Source organism: Thermoanaerobacter ethanolicus JW 200 (genome assembly GCF_003722315.1).
In the GTDB taxonomy this organism is placed as follows: Bacteria; Bacillota; Thermoanaerobacteria; order Thermoanaerobacterales; family Thermoanaerobacteraceae; genus Thermoanaerobacter; species Thermoanaerobacter ethanolicus.
This window is the reverse complement of sequence record NZ_CP033580.1, coordinates 152,631-166,591: the sequence shown is the minus strand read 5'-3', so window position 1 is coordinate 166,591 and position 13,961 is coordinate 152,631. Positions and strand designations below refer to the sequence as shown.

Genomic DNA, 13,961 nt, shown 5'->3' with positions numbered 1-13,961 from the left:
ATTCCTCCTAAATTTTTTGTCTGGGATCAAAAGCGTCTCTTAAGGCATCGCCAATAAAGTTTATAGCTACAACAGACAGCATTATGGCGACACCCGGTGGAATCCAAAGCCAAGGACGCTTTACAAAATCGATCATGTTGTTTGCGGCAGACAGCATATATCCCCAAGAAGGTGTTGGAGGGATGACACCTAGTCCTAAGAAACTTAAAGCAGATTCTGATAATATTGCGCCAGCTACTCCCAATGTTGCAGAAACTATAACAGTAGGTAATACATTGGGGAAAAGGTGTTTTATTATTTTTTTACTATCTCTTAAACCTAAAACTTCTGTTGCCAGCATGAATTCCTGCTCTTTTAAACTCAAAATTTGGCTTCGTATAAGCCTTGCAAGACCTACCCAAGATATAAATCCTAAGATAAACATGACATAGTATATCCTTTGAGGTGGCGGAATTTTTAAGTCGGACATTATAGCACCTAACATGATTAAAATGGGAAGACCAGGCATAGCGTAAATGATATCTGCCAACCTCATTATTATGACATCTAACCAGCCTCCGTAATATCCTGCGATAGAGCCTAACATTCCACCGATTAAAACGATTATCAAAGTAGCTGCAATCCCTATTGTAAGGGAAATTCTACCTGCAAGCATAAGCCTTAAAAGCACATCTCTTCCTAGATTATCTGTACCAAGCCAATGTTCCGCACTTGGTGGTTGATTCCCTTTTGATACATCTATTTTTGCATCCAGATAAGGCGAAAAATAAGGCCCTACAAAAGAGAAAAGGAACATAAAAGTCAAAATTACCAGTCCCAATATGGCGTATTTATTTTTTAAAAATCTATGGAAAGCGTCTCTCCAAATCGAAGGTGCTTTTTTCAGATTATTTTTCTTTTTATAATCAAGAGGTTGATTTACATTGACTTGATCCAAGCTTTATCCCCCCTATTTAAGTCTTACACGTGGATCAGCAACGCCATACAAAACGTCAGCTAAAATATTTGCTAAAATTGTAAGAACGGTTATGAGCATTGTGTATCCCAAAAACAATGGATAATCCCTTATATAAATTCCTTCTAGAACGACTTTACCAATGCCGGGCCAGTTGAATATCCTCTCAGTTATCATTGCACCTGCAAATAAGCTAGGTAATTCTAAAGTAAACAAAGTGATCAAAGGTAGAAGAGCATTTCTTAAAGCATGTTTAAAAATAACAGTTCTTTCCTTTAAGCCTTTAGCTCTGGCAGTCCTTATATAATCTTGCTTTATGACTTCTAGCATATTTGCCCTAAAATAGCGGCTTAAGCCCCCTACACTTATTAAAGTTAGAGTAGCAACAGGAAGCACCATGTGCTTTGCAACATCAACTATATGGGCCCAACCAGTATAATTGGATCCTGTTGTTATCATTCCACCTAAGGGGAACCATTTGAGGTCTACTGCAAAAACTTTAAGCATAACAAGACCTAAGAAGAAAGAGGGTAAAGAGTAAAGGATAAATACAAGCAAGGTAGCTATAGTGTCAAATACAGAATACTGCCGTATAGCAGAATAGATACCTATTATAGAGGCAATTAACCATTCAAAAAACATTATAGCTACTCCCAATATAAAGGAATTCCATATAAAATCATTTATTACTCGTACTACAGGTTTTTTAAACAATAAAGAGTCGCCCAAATCACCTTTTAAGACACCGCTTGCCCAAGATATATATCTTTGAGGGAGTGGTTTGTCCAATCCATAAAGGGCCCTTAATTGTGCAGCCCTTTCCTCAGTCATCTTAGGATTTTGAAGTTGAGAGGTGACGTAGTCACCAGGTGCCATTGCAAAAATTAAAAATATTATTATAGAAGCTCCAATTAATGTAGGAATACTCTGTAGTAGTCTGCGTATAATAAACTGTGTCATTCTATCCCTCCTAATAGATGAAAAGCCCGGCCCTTAACAGCCCGGGCTTTTTAAATTTAAATTAGTACTGAAGAATTTCTGCTTGATACAGTGAATAAGTAAAATCTCTGAAAGATGAGATCTGGAATCCTACTACTCTGCTGTTCTTTGCATTGAGGTCATTTCTCTGATACAGGAAGATGTATGGCAAGTCATCGTTTAATACTTTGTAAAGTTCATGGTAAATTTCCTTGCGTTTATTAATATCTGTTTCTTCACGGCCCTTTAGTATGAGTTCATCAACTTTTGGATTTGCATACCCTATTTTATTCTGAGACCCTTTTGAGAAGAATATAGTATAAGGATCTGGTTCAGGAGTTAAGCCCCAAGCCATGAAGTACATTTCAAAATCGCCTTTATTGACCTTGTCAATTATGGCGTTGAATTCAAGAGGTTCTGCCACAAATTCTATACCCAATTCTTTATAATTTTCTACTGCCATTGGCACTAAAGCATCATTTACTGGATTAGGTGATGAAGCTAAGAAGTGTATTGTAAATTTCTGACCATCTTTATAACGATAACCATCTGGTCCTAATTTCCAACCAGCTTCATCTAAAAGCTGCTTTGCTTTTTCTGGGTTATAGTCATAATGTATTATGTCTTTTTCATCAGGATATGCCCATGATACTTTAGACTGTGGCACATCTCTTACTTCTGCTAAGCCCTGATATACAGCATCAACTATAGCTTTGCGGTTAAGACCATAAGCTAATGCTTTACGCACTCTTACATCCTGGAATTTTGGCAATTTGTGATTGAAAGCTATATAACCATAACCATTAGTTGGAAGTAAGCTATAATCAACAAATCCAAGGCTTTCTAGCAACTCTACGTTATCTTTCTTTGCTGTGATGTTTGAGGTCTCATAGTCTGTTTCACCGGTTTGTAACATTTGAACAGCTGTTTCCTCTGTTGTAGTTTTGTAAATTAAGTGTTTAATTTTTGGAGCACCTTTCCAGTAATTCTCATTTGCTACTAAGCGAACTTCTTGACCAGGAACAAATTTTTCAAATACATAGGGACCTGAGCCGAGTGGCTGCTGTTCTAAAGCCTTTACTCCGTCTAATTTGCCTTTAGCAAAGTCTTTTCCATAATAATGTTGTGGGATAACTGGGATATTAAGGTCTGACAAAGATGTTCCGAGAACTTTTTCTAATTGAATCTGTATTGTATGGTCATCTATTACTTTTATTCCTTCAATTTTGTCTGCATTTCCTTCATTATATTCTTTAAACCCTTTGATTCCTGCTGCAGATAAAGCAATTGGCCCATCATAAGTAGGATCAGCTAGTACATAATAAGAAAATTCTACGTCCTTAGCTGTCAAAGGTGTTCCATCACTAAATTTTACGTCATCTCGTAAATGGAAGGTGATAGTATTGTTATCTTTGTCTATATCCCAACTCTTTGCAAGAGATGGAATGTATGTTCCATCGAAGTCTACCTCTAGTAAACTATCAAAAATAGCGCTGTTTACATAATTGTCATATGATGTTTCAGAATAGAGAGGATTGAAAACTCCTTTTGGCTCATGAAGACCTATTATAAGTGTGTCGGTACGAGCCTTTGATGCTTCTGGTATTTTTGAAGTGTCTTTTGCTTTAGTCCAGTTGTCGCTATCTTGAACTGAAGCTGTAGGTGTTGTTTTTTGTTCTTGAGATTGTTGTGGCGTTTGAGTTTCTGTCTTACCACAGGAGGTCAAAAAAACAGATAGGATAAAAATTAGGGTCACAACTAGAGGAAGCCACTTTTTTCTTAGCATTTTTTAAATCCCCCTTACATTTTATTTTAAATTATATTTATTTTGTACACAATTACTATTATAGCATATTTAATACATATTGACAACATACCCATTAAAAGTGTAAATCTTTTGCGGGCTTTTTTTAATTTTGTATATATATTTTTAAAATCTATTAAAATGTGAAGATAAAAATTATTAACTTTTAAATTCCTATTTAAATTTTATGCAAACAAAGATGATTTTTGTACATATTTTGTGAAATTTTTTCACAAAAATTTAATAAGCCTTCAAAAAAGTGGCAAAAACACAATACAATTTAAAATTTAATATTATTTTTAAACTAAAATTGTTTTCAAACACTAAAAAGTAAAGAAATAATAAGATAATTTTAATAGTGTTTTCTTGCTTTGTATGGACTTTATACGGTAAGAAATGGATCTTTGAAAAATATGGAATTAATTCTTAAAAGGCATTGATTTATAAACAATTATTGGTATAATATTTTTATAAAATAAGAGCAAAAGATGGTGATAAAATGTCTGATAATTTTGTTCCCGAGATAACTTCACCTTTAAGGCAAAAGATGGTTTTAGTTCCTGAAGTTATTCATCAAAAAGCTTCGGGAATAAAGGTCTATGGTAAATTAATAAAATCCCTTGTTTTTACAACAGATATTGCTTTGATTAGAAATACTAATGCTCATGCTGTTTTAGCAGTATATCCGTTTACTCCTCAGCCAGTTATTACTCACGCTCTTATGATGGCAGCGGATATACCGGTATTTTGTGGGGTGGGTGGAGGACTTACACAGGGCAAAAGAGTTGTTAACTTGGCTCTTGACGCGGAATTTTCTGGAGCAATGGGAGTTGTTGTAAATGCTCCTACTGCCAATGATATAATCAAAAAAATTAGAGCGACAATAGATATACCTATTGTTGTAACTATAGTGTCGGAGAAAGAGGACATAAAAGGGAGAGTAGAAGCTGGCGCTACAATACTTAACATATCTGGTGCACAAAAGACACCTGATTTAGTAAAACGTGTAAAAGATATTTGTCCCGACATACCCATTATTGCAACAGGAGGTCCTACTGAGGAAACCATTTTAAAGACGATAGAAGCAGGCGCTAATGCTATATCCTATACGCCTCCTACAAATGCAGAGATTTTCTCAGAGATAATGGACAAATACAGAAAGGAAAGGGAGTAACTAAAAGGGCTTTTTGGCCCTTTTAGTTATTATAAGTTCATTTTGCTGTCAATTAAATATGAGGTTGCGATAAAGAGAATAAAAAGTGTAAATGTTTCAAAAGTTAGAGCGGCGATATTTAAATCTAATGGTGTAAGATACATTGTTATATTAGAGTTAGTGTTAACGGCTTTTGCGATTATACTGCCAGTTCCAATATGAATGGAATAAGGGAATAATTTTGATATAAGGGTAATAAGTTTGTTTATTATAAAATAAATTAACCACATCAACATGAGAGAAATCCATATGGCGTATTTGTTTGAGTAAAAAATTGTTTTTGCAAGAGTTATGCTAAAATATGACAGAAGAATTAAAAAGATAAAGAAAAGTGTTATAAGTGTAGAAGCAGGTATTAGAGTATTTTTATATTCTAAAATAAAATTGTTTACTATTTCCACAGGGTAATTTATTGATAGATTCAAATAGGATAGCAAAACAACAGTAAACATAAATATTAGAAATTCAGCAATAGCAACTATTAATTTTGCCCCCAATATTGTTTCTCCTCTTTTGGGAATTGTAAAAATCAAATATCCAGAGTTTCCAAAGACATCTTTTGCATAGAGTATTATACCTGATATTACAAGAACAATGTAGACTAAGTAAATTGCTAAAAATGAAAAAGCTAGCGAAACTGTAAAATCCTTGGAAGTAAGTCTCATATTTATATAAAAAAACATAAAAAACATCCCTATTAAAGCTGCAATGTAATATTTGGATCTTCCCTGCAATTCATATTTTATAAGTTTAAACATTAGCATATACCTCCCTAAAAATTTCATCAATTGATTTTCCTTTTTTTCTCCTTAAATCTTCTGTTTCTTCTTTTAAAATTATTGTTCCTTCAGAGAGAAAGGCTACTTCATCAAAAACTTTTTCTATGTCTCTTATAATATGAGTAGAAATAACCATTGAGCTATCTTCATTAATGTTTTTTATTATGGTATCTATTATTTTGTCTCTTGCACGGGGGTCTACGCCGCCTAAAGGTTCGTCTAAAATATAAAGTTTAGCATTTCTTGACAAGAAAAGTGCTAAAAGAAGCCTTTCTAACATGCCTTTTGAAAGGGAAGAGACTTTTTGGTTTTCTTTAAGCTCCATAAAGTCTAAATTTGATTTAGCCTTTTCTTCATCAAAATCATTGTAAAAATCTTTGAAAAAATTTACAGCATCTTTCACCCTCATCCACTTATAAAGAGGATTTACATCAGGTAAATAAGATACAATTTGCTTCTTATAAATTCCCGGCTTTTTACCTTCAATTAGCACTTCTCCTGAAGTAGGCTTTAGTATGCCAGCTATAATTTTCATTAATGTAGTTTTACCACTGCCATTAGGACCTAAAAGCCCTAAGATTTTTCCTCTTTCAACTTCTAAGTCTATGCCTTTCAAGGCTTGGGTATTGTAATAATTTTTTGTTAAATTAGAGATTTTTAAAATTGTGTCCAATTACTTAACCTCCCTTTCTAAGGATTCTTTTACAATTTCTATTATTTCATCCATGTTAAAACCTAAATTTTTGATTTCATTTACAAAGGATGTGACTAATTCCATTGCCATTTCTTTTTTTAATGATTTTAGTTTTTGTACATCGTTTGTAATAAAGGTTCCCATTCCTCTTTGTGTATAGGTGATTTGTTCTCTTTCAAGTTCCTGATATGCTCTTTGGACAGTATTGGGATTTACTTTTAAAATTTCTGCCATTTCTCTGACAGAAGGCAATTTATCACCTGCTTTTAAATTTGCTGTAGCTATCTCTTGTTTTATTGCCTTCATTATTTGAAGGTAAATGGGTATTTTTTCATCAAACTCAATTTTCAATACAACACCTCCATATTGTACTAGTGAACTAATTATATAATACACTAATATTTTCTAAATGTCAATATTAAAGAGATTTTTGTTTATGCAATTCGCTATGTTATAATTAACTTAAAACATATTTACAAAGGGGAGAGGATGAGATGCAATACAGACAATTTGGCAAACTAAATATAGCAGTATCTGCATTAGGATTTGGTTTAATGAGGCTTCCTGTAATTGATAATGATAACAGCAAAATAGATGAGGCTGAAGCGATAAAGATGATAAGGTATGCCATTGACAATGGCGTGAATTATATTGATACAGCATGGCCGTATCATGGAGGTAACAGCGAAATAGTTGCAGGTAAAGCTTTAAAAGATGGTTACCGAGAAAAAACTTTTCTTGCTACGAAACTTCCCACCTGGCTAATTAACGAGGAAGAAGATATGGACAAATATTTAAATGAACAGCTCAAGAAACTTCAGACAGACCACATAGATTTTTATCTTTTGCATGCTTTAGATAAAAATAAATGGGAGAACATGAAAAAAGTTGATGCTTTAAGCTGGGCTGAAAAGAAAAAGCAAGAAGGGAAGATAAGATACATAGGGTTTTCCTTCCATGATGAGTATCCTGTATTCCAAGAGATTGTAGATTATTATGACAAATGGGATTTCTGTCAAATACAGTACAACTATATGGACATAGATGTGCAGGCTGGAGAGAAGGGATTAAAACATGCTGCTTCAAAAGGCTTAGGTGTTGTAATAATGGAGCCTATAAGAGGAGGAAGGCTTGCCAACCCTCCAAAAGCAGTGCAAGACATTTGGGATACTGCAAAGGTTAAGCGTACCCCTGCAGAGTGGGCACTTCAATGGTTATGGAATCAGCCGGAGGTTTCGGTTGTGTTAAGTGGCATGAGCACGTTTGAGCAACTAAAAGAAAATATTGAAAGCGCAAAAAGGTCAGGAATAAATACCTTAACAAAAGAAGAACTTGAGATTGTGAGTAAAGTTAGAAACAAATACAAAGAGCTTTCACCAATTGCCTGTACAGGGTGTAACTACTGTATGCCTTGTCCAAATGGTGTAAATATACCAAGGAACTTTGAACTTTACAACGAAGCTCATATGTATAACATTTATGAGGCTAACCGTAAGGCTTATAAAGATTTGGGAGATGCAAAAGCGAGTTCCTGCATTGAATGTGGTACCTGTGAGAGCGTATGTCCACAACATCTTACAATAATTGACTACCTTAAAGAAGTTGCAAATTATTTTGAAAGAGCATAACGAAAAAATAGGAGAAGGAGATTGACAAACTTTGTCACTCCTTCTCGCTTTCTTTTATGTATTAAAAATCTAGATGCCATGATGAAAAGCAGTTAAAAATATTGTTATCCCAAGAAGAAGACATAATATACTCAGTATTAAAAAAATGGCTAAATAAAATTTTTTCTCCATTTAGTATACCGCCCCTTTGTAAAACATATCTCTATAATATAGACGAAAAAGTTCGCTTTTAGTTTCATTTTTTTAAAATTTTTCTATAATAGGCGTGTATAAATTTGCATATATGAGAGGAGAGTTTGTATGTTTGAGGTTATTGAAGATATGTTAAGTCCAGAATATTGGATTAGGAAAATAGACAATGCCGACAAAGTTATTATGACACCACAAGAGATTGAAAACTTTAACAGAAAGATAATAAATAAAGTAGGTATGGTATGTGACATTGAGACATATAAAGAGAGTTTAAAAAAAGATGAGCTTATTAAGTTAATCAAAAGTTATGAGATACCCAAAAAGTCTATGTACAATAGGTACGGCAACCTCATAGAAGAAGACTTTTATGACGATGTAATAGAAAATACAAATTTAGAAAAAATTGAGGATGTAAATCCAGTAAAATACGGTATAGCAATTCGAAATACTTCTATTAGAAGTTTTCCCACGGAGGAAGCTGTTTTTGACAAGCAGGGAGATATTGAATTTGACAGGTTTCAAGAGACGGGATGTCAAGCTTTTGAACCTTTAGTTATTTTACACAAAAGTAAAGATAGAAAATGGTTTTTTATACAGATGTACAATTACAGAGGATGGATTAAAGCAGAGGATATTGCAATTTCAAAGGACAAAAAAGAGTTATTTGATTATGTAAATTCCTATAAATTTTTAGTGGTCACAGGAAACTACACAAAAACTCGGAGTAATCCTTTTGATATAAGCATTTCTAAACTGGAATTTACAATGGGTACTAAGATACCTCTCGAAACAAACAAAGTTCCAAGGCATATAGGCAATCAATCCGTAGAAGGCAATTATGTAATTAAAATACCTGTAAGAGATAGTAATGGAAATCTTCAATTTAAGTATTCTTTGATTTCCAAAAAAGAAGATATAAATTTAGGATACCTTCCATATACAAGAGAAAATATTCTAAAGCAAGCTTTTAAACTTTTAGGTGATAGGTATGGGTGGGGAGATAGTTTTGGGGGAAGAGATTGTTCAAGCTATATAATGTATGTTTTTAAAACTTTTGGCATAAGGCTTCCTAGGAATGCTAATGAGCAAGAAGCAGTAGCGGACAAATCCTATAAATTTATTGAGGGAATGTCAAATGAAGAAAGAATAAAAGTGTTCGACAGTGTAAAGCCAGGAGCATTAGTCTATATGCCAGGGCATGCTATGATTTACATTGGAAAAGAAAAAGGCATTCCTTATATAATACATAATTTTCATGGGTATGGAGAGAAAAAGGAAGATAAATATGAATTTGTTCCTGTAAATGAAGTTATGGTAACCTCTACTTTTCTGCCGACAACTTCAGGAGTATCTTTTATAGAAAAATTCACTTCTGTTTTGGAAATAGAATAAGGGTAAACTAAAAATTTACCCTTATTCTCCATAGGCTTTTCTATATATTTCTGCAATTTCGGATACCAATGGCATTCTTGGGTTTGAACCGGTGCACTGGTCATTAAAGGCTATATCAGACATTTCCATTATTTGTTTTTCGAATTCTTCTTTATTTATGCCTGCTTCTTTAAGTGTCAAAGGAAGATTAAGCTCTTTCATAAGATTTTTTATTGCTTCAATGAGGCTTTTTACTCCTTCTTCAATGGTTGATGCAGGAAGTCCCAAGAATTTTGCAATTTCTGCATATTTCTCGGCTGCTTTGGGATATTCATATTGTGGGAATGAAGCAAATTTTTTAGGTAACTCAGCATTGTATTCTATGACATAGGGCAGAAGTATTGCATTTGCTCTTCCGTGTGGAAGATGGAATTTAGCACCAAGTATATGAGCCATACTATGGTTTATTCCTAAAAATGCATTTGTGAAGGCCATTCCAGCTATGCATGAAGCATTGTGCATCTTTTCGCGGGCGACTTTATCTTGCCCGTTTTTGTATGCTTTAGGTAGATATTCAAATATCAATTTTATAGCTTTTTCTGCGAGAGCGTCTGTATAGTCTGATGCCATTACAGATACATAGGCTTCAATAGCATGGGTTAAAGCGTCCATACCAGTGTCTGCTGTGACAGAGGGTGGTATTGTCATTGTGAGGTCAGGGTCTATTATAGCGATATCTGGTGTTAATTCGTAATCTGTGAGAGGGTACTTTATATTTTTCTTTTTGTCTGTTATAACTGCAAAGGCAGTAACTTCAGAACCTGTACCGCTGGTGGTTGGTATTGCGATAAATAAAGCTTTTTTCCCCAGTTCAGGAAATCTATAAGTTCTTTTTCTTATGTCCATAAATTTTAACCTTAAGTCTTCGAATTTTGTATCAGGGTATTCGTAGAAAAGCCACATTCCCTTCGCTGCATCTATTGCAGAACCACCACCTACAGCTATTAGTAAGTCAGGCTCAAACCCTCTCATTATTTTTACCCCTTTTTCTACAGTGTCAACTGAAGGATCTGGTTCAACTTCAGAGAATATTTCATATTTAATATTTGCCTTATCTAATTGATACGTTACTTTATCTACAAAACCTAATTTAACCATCACAGGGTCTGTTACAATAAAGGCTTTTTTGCCTTTTACTTGTGACAGATATTGTAATGACCCTCTTTCAAAATAAATTTGTGGTGGAACTCTGAACCATTTCATTCTCTCTTTTCTTATAAAAACTCGTTTTATGTTTATAAGGTTATAAACACTTACATTATCTGTTGTTGAATTTCTACCCATTGTACCGCAACCCAAAGTCAAAGATGGGATAGCCGTGTTATAAATATCTCCAATAGCTCCTTGAGAAGCAGGGGCGTTTACAAGAATTCTTCCTGCTCGTACTCTTTTTGCAAATTCATTAATAATTTGTTGGTTTTCAGAATGTATTACTGCAGAGTGACCAAGTCCGCCGAATTCTGTCATTTCTTCACATCTTTTTATGCCTTCGTTGTAATCTTTGACTGTGTATAAAGCAAGTATTGGACTTAGCTTTTCTCTGGAGAGAGGATATTCTGGTCCTACAGCAGGATATTCAGCTACAAGTATTTTTGTGTTTTCAGGTACTTTAAATCCAGCCATTTCAGCAATTTTTGTTGCCGGTTGACCTACAACTGCTGGATTCATTAAACCGGTGTTTTTGTCTATAGCGAATTCTTCTAGCATTTTAGTCTCTTCTTTATTGAGAAAATAGCAACCATATTCTTTCATATTTTTTCACTTCATCTGCTATTTCTTCGTCTATTATCACAGCTTGTTCTGATGCGCATACTGTGCCATTGTCAAAAGTTTTGCTAAGTATTAGGTCTGAGACTGCTCTTTTAATATTTGCAGTTTTTTCAATGTAGCAGGGGACATTGCCAGGACCTACGCCAAGGGCGGGTTTTCCTGAGCTGTAAGCGGCTTTTACCATTCCAGCGCCGCCTGTTGCGAGGATAAGGGAGACGCCGGGATGTGTCATGAGAAGTTGCGTTGCTTCAATTGAAGGCGTTTCAATCCAACCTATGCATCCTTCTGGTGCACCAGCTTTTAATGCTGCCTCGTACATGGTCTTTGCTGTTTCTATACTACATTTTAATGCTTTTGGGTGAAAGCTAAAAATTATTGGATTTCTTGTTTTAATAGCGATTAAGCTTTTGAACATTGTTGTAGAAGTAGGGTTTGTAACGGGTGTTACGCCGGCTATAACTCCTACAGGTTCTGCCACTTCCATATAATTTTCTTCTAAGTTTTCACTAAGGACGCCGACAGTCTTTTTGTCTTTTATATAATTGTACACATATTCTACTGCAAAAAGATTTTTCGTTATTTTGTCTTCATAAACACCCATTTTTGTTTCTTCATGGGCTAATTTTGCCAATCTCACATGATTTTCAATACCAGCCAAAGCCATAGCTTTAACTATTTTATCTATTTGTTCTTGGGTATAAGACATGAATTTTTCTTGTGCTCTTTGTGCTTTTTCTACTAATTGGTCTATTTGTCTTTTAACATCCAGCGTTTCTTTCACTTCTGTTTTTTCTTTTACTTCTCTTCTTTCTTGTAATAAGTTAGGCATAAGAACACCTCCATATTGATAATAATTTAACAAAATATTTTATTTAAATAAAGAGATTGTCAAAGTGTACTTCGAAAAATTTAAGTATTTTTCTATAAAAATTAGAAGTTAACAATAGTTTGCTCTATATTTTAATTGTTATTCATTTAACAATCTCTTTACACTTTTATAATAAAACAGGTTTAAAATGATGTCAATAGTGATAAATCGATATGAAACGATTACTCAAAAAATTTTACATTATGTTTTTGCAGATTATATTGTGATATAATCAAATTACCAGTTTTTAAATTTTTAAGGAGATGAGAAGGTGCTGTATAAAAAATTCTTATCGCCTATTGGCATGCTTACAATATTTTCTTCGGGTAAAGGCATATGTCGTATTGACTTTGAAAATGAGAAATCTTCATTAGAAGGCTTTAAAGAAGGCAGCGATTTTTATATTGAAGAGTGTATACGTCAACTTGACCTATATTTTCAAAAGAAATTAAAAAATTTTGATGTGCGGTTGGATTTGCAAGGTACAGATTTTCAAAAAGCTGTGTGGCGTGAAATTTCAAAAATTCCCTATGGGAAAGTTAAAACATATGGAGAAATTGCTAAATTGATTGGCAAGCCAAAGGCAGCAAGAGCGGTAGGACAGGCTCTTAATAAAAATCCTATTCCTATTATAATTCCTTGTCACAGAGTTATAGGAAAGGATGGCAATTTGACAGGCTTTGGAGGGGGGATTGAGATAAAAAAGTTTTTATTAAGTCTTGAGGGGGTAAAGATTTAACTATCTACAATGGTGCAATTGGTAGTAATTTTGTCAATTGTGACATTATTTTTTAACTTTTTTATGGTATAATGGAGATAAAGAGCAGGTGATAGAATGGATTATTTGGAAACTTTAAAAGAGTTTTTTAAAAATAAAGAGAATATAGTTATGGCTTTTTTGTTTGGCTCTGTTGCCAAAGGAAAAGCTACAAAGGAATCAGACATTGACATAGCAGTTTACCTTAAAGAATATGATGAGAAATTTGTCTATGGTTTATGGAATGAATTGGAGGATTTGCTTAAAAGGGATGTTGACCTTATTGTTTTGAATATAGCCAATGCTACTGTTGCTTGGGAAGCTTTGAGAGGAAAAAAGATTATAATAAATGACCATGATTTTTATATAAACTACATGCTTGAAGTGTCTATGGAGGCAGAAGATTTTAGAAAAACTGTTCTTGATATATATAGATACAGACAGGAAAGAAGGGAGAAAAATGCTTAAAGATTCTGATAAAATTAATGTGATAAAAAGGATTGAATTTATACAAATTGAATTGGAAGATTTAAAAGCGCATAAAGAGTTGAGCTTTCAAGAATACAATGCCAATAGGATAGTTAGAAGAAATGTTGAAAGGATGATTGAAAATATAGCCAATGCACTTATTGACATTTCAAAAATTTTGATTGCCAATGAAAATGTTGAAATACCCGATTCTTATAGAGAGATAATATTAAAATTAGGGGAAATAAAAGTAATAGATATAGAGCTTGCCAAATCCATAGCAGAAATAGCAAGACTTAGAAATGTCCTTGCCCATCAATATCTTGATATAAAGTGGAGTTATATAAGAAATTTTTTGACAAAGAAAATTGACGATGTTTATGAATTTTTGAGGACCATTGAGTTATATATAAATAATTAAAAA

12 protein-coding genes and 1 pseudogene are annotated in these 13,961 nt (G+C 33.6%); 6 read left to right on the top strand and 7 right to left on the bottom strand.

What is annotated here, in order from left to right:
• Positions 1–7: 7 nt before the first annotated feature.
• The 3 genes from opp4C to EB239_RS00930 all read right to left on the bottom strand — a co-directional run bounded on the left by opp4C (position 8) and on the right by EB239_RS00930 (position 3,719).
• Positions 8–937 (bottom strand): oligopeptide ABC transporter permease, encoded by a 930-nt coding sequence (gene opp4C / locus EB239_RS00940; RefSeq protein ID WP_003869654.1) that lies wholly within the window; start codon positions 935–937, stop codon positions 8–10.
• Positions 938–949: 12 nt separating this feature from the next.
• Positions 950–1,915: an ABC transporter permease gene (locus tag EB239_RS00935; protein WP_003869655.1), complete on the bottom strand. Its 966-nt coding sequence runs from the start codon at positions 1,913–1,915 to the stop codon at positions 950–952.
• 61 nt (positions 1,916–1,976) lie between these two features.
• On the bottom strand, positions 1,977–3,719 hold the full coding sequence (locus EB239_RS00930) for an ABC transporter substrate-binding protein (RefSeq protein ID WP_003869656.1): 1,743 nt from the start codon (positions 3,717–3,719) through the stop codon (positions 1,977–1,979).
• A gap of 517 nt (positions 3,720–4,236) precedes the next feature.
• Here EB239_RS00930 and EB239_RS00925 point away from each other — a divergent pair.
• Positions 4,237–4,911, top strand: coding sequence for a beta/alpha barrel domain-containing protein (locus tag EB239_RS00925; RefSeq protein ID WP_003869657.1), 675 nt, complete (start codon positions 4,237–4,239; stop codon positions 4,909–4,911).
• Positions 4,912–4,940: 29 nt separating this feature from the next.
• Here the strand turns inward: EB239_RS00925 and EB239_RS00920 are convergent, their stop codons facing one another.
• From EB239_RS00920 to EB239_RS00910, 3 genes are read right to left on the bottom strand one after another with little or no spacing between them, the layout of a single operon-like run.
• The gene (locus EB239_RS00920) at positions 4,941–5,708 is read right to left on the bottom strand and encodes an ABC transporter permease (protein ID WP_003869658.1); all 768 of its coding nucleotides are present in this window, start codon (positions 5,706–5,708) and stop codon (positions 4,941–4,943) included.
• Positions 5,701–6,402, bottom strand: a complete 702-nt coding sequence (locus tag EB239_RS00915) for an ABC transporter ATP-binding protein (RefSeq protein ID WP_003869659.1) — start codon at positions 6,400–6,402, stop codon at positions 5,701–5,703. The genes EB239_RS00920 and EB239_RS00915 overlap by 8 nt, the downstream gene beginning before the upstream one ends.
• Positions 6,403–6,774: a GntR family transcriptional regulator gene (locus tag EB239_RS00910; RefSeq protein ID WP_003869660.1), complete on the bottom strand. Its 372-nt coding sequence runs from the start codon at positions 6,772–6,774 to the stop codon at positions 6,403–6,405.
• Between the two features lie 143 nt (positions 6,775–6,917).
• Here EB239_RS00910 and EB239_RS00905 point away from each other — a divergent pair, with 143 nt between their 5' ends.
• The gene (locus tag EB239_RS00905) at positions 6,918–8,051 is read left to right on the top strand and encodes an aldo/keto reductase (RefSeq protein WP_003869661.1); all 1,134 of its coding nucleotides are present in this window, start codon (positions 6,918–6,920) and stop codon (positions 8,049–8,051) included.
• Between the two features lie 300 nt (positions 8,052–8,351).
• Complete coding sequence (locus tag EB239_RS00900; protein WP_003869662.1) at positions 8,352–9,635, top strand: SH3 domain-containing protein; 1,284 nt, start codon at positions 8,352–8,354, stop codon at positions 9,633–9,635.
• A gap of 21 nt (positions 9,636–9,656) precedes the next feature.
• Here the strand turns inward: EB239_RS00900 and adhE are convergent.
• Positions 9,657–12,273 (bottom strand): annotated as a pseudogene (gene adhE, locus EB239_RS00895) (bifunctional acetaldehyde-CoA/alcohol dehydrogenase).
• 310 nt (positions 12,274–12,583) lie between these two features.
• Here adhE and EB239_RS00890 point away from each other — a divergent pair.
• The 3 genes from EB239_RS00890 (at position 12,584) to hepT (ending at position 13,958) form a co-directional block, all read left to right on the top strand.
• On the top strand, positions 12,584–13,051 hold the full coding sequence (locus EB239_RS00890; RefSeq protein WP_003869664.1) for a methylated-DNA--[protein]-cysteine S-methyltransferase: 468 nt from the start codon (positions 12,584–12,586) through the stop codon (positions 13,049–13,051).
• Positions 13,052–13,147: 96 nt separating this feature from the next.
• A complete protein-coding gene (gene mntA, locus EB239_RS00885; RefSeq protein WP_003869665.1) occupies positions 13,148–13,537 on the top strand; it encodes a type VII toxin-antitoxin system MntA family adenylyltransferase antitoxin in 390 nt (129 codons plus the stop codon).
• The gene (hepT, locus tag EB239_RS00880; RefSeq protein WP_003869666.1) at positions 13,530–13,958 is read left to right on the top strand and encodes a type VII toxin-antitoxin system HepT family RNase toxin; all 429 of its coding nucleotides are present in this window, start codon (positions 13,530–13,532) and stop codon (positions 13,956–13,958) included. The genes mntA and hepT overlap by 8 nt, the downstream gene beginning before the upstream one ends.
• Positions 13,959–13,961 lie beyond the last annotated feature (3 nt).

Excerpts from the sequence above, each read along its gene's own strand:
- EB239_RS00905 (WP_003869661.1), top strand. The coding sequence starts at position 6,918 with ATGCAATACAGACAATTTGGCAAACTAAATATAGCAGTATCTGCATTA.
- hepT (WP_003869666.1), top strand. The coding sequence starts at position 13,530 with ATGCTTAAAGATTCTGATAAAATTAATGTGATAAAAAGGATTGAATTT.
- EB239_RS00900 (WP_003869662.1), top strand. The coding sequence starts at position 8,352 with ATGTTTGAGGTTATTGAAGATATGTTAAGTCCAGAATATTGGATTAGG.
- EB239_RS00920 (WP_003869658.1), bottom strand. The coding sequence starts at position 5,708 with ATGTTTAAACTTATAAAATATGAATTGCAGGGAAGATCCAAATATTAC.
- mntA (WP_003869665.1), top strand. The coding sequence starts at position 13,148 with ATGGATTATTTGGAAACTTTAAAAGAGTTTTTTAAAAATAAAGAGAAT.
- EB239_RS00930 (WP_003869656.1), bottom strand. The coding sequence starts at position 3,719 with ATGCTAAGAAAAAAGTGGCTTCCTCTAGTTGTGACCCTAATTTTTATC.
- EB239_RS00925 (WP_003869657.1), top strand. The coding sequence starts at position 4,237 with ATGTCTGATAATTTTGTTCCCGAGATAACTTCACCTTTAAGGCAAAAG.
- EB239_RS00935 (WP_003869655.1), bottom strand. The coding sequence starts at position 1,915 with ATGACACAGTTTATTATACGCAGACTACTACAGAGTATTCCTACATTA.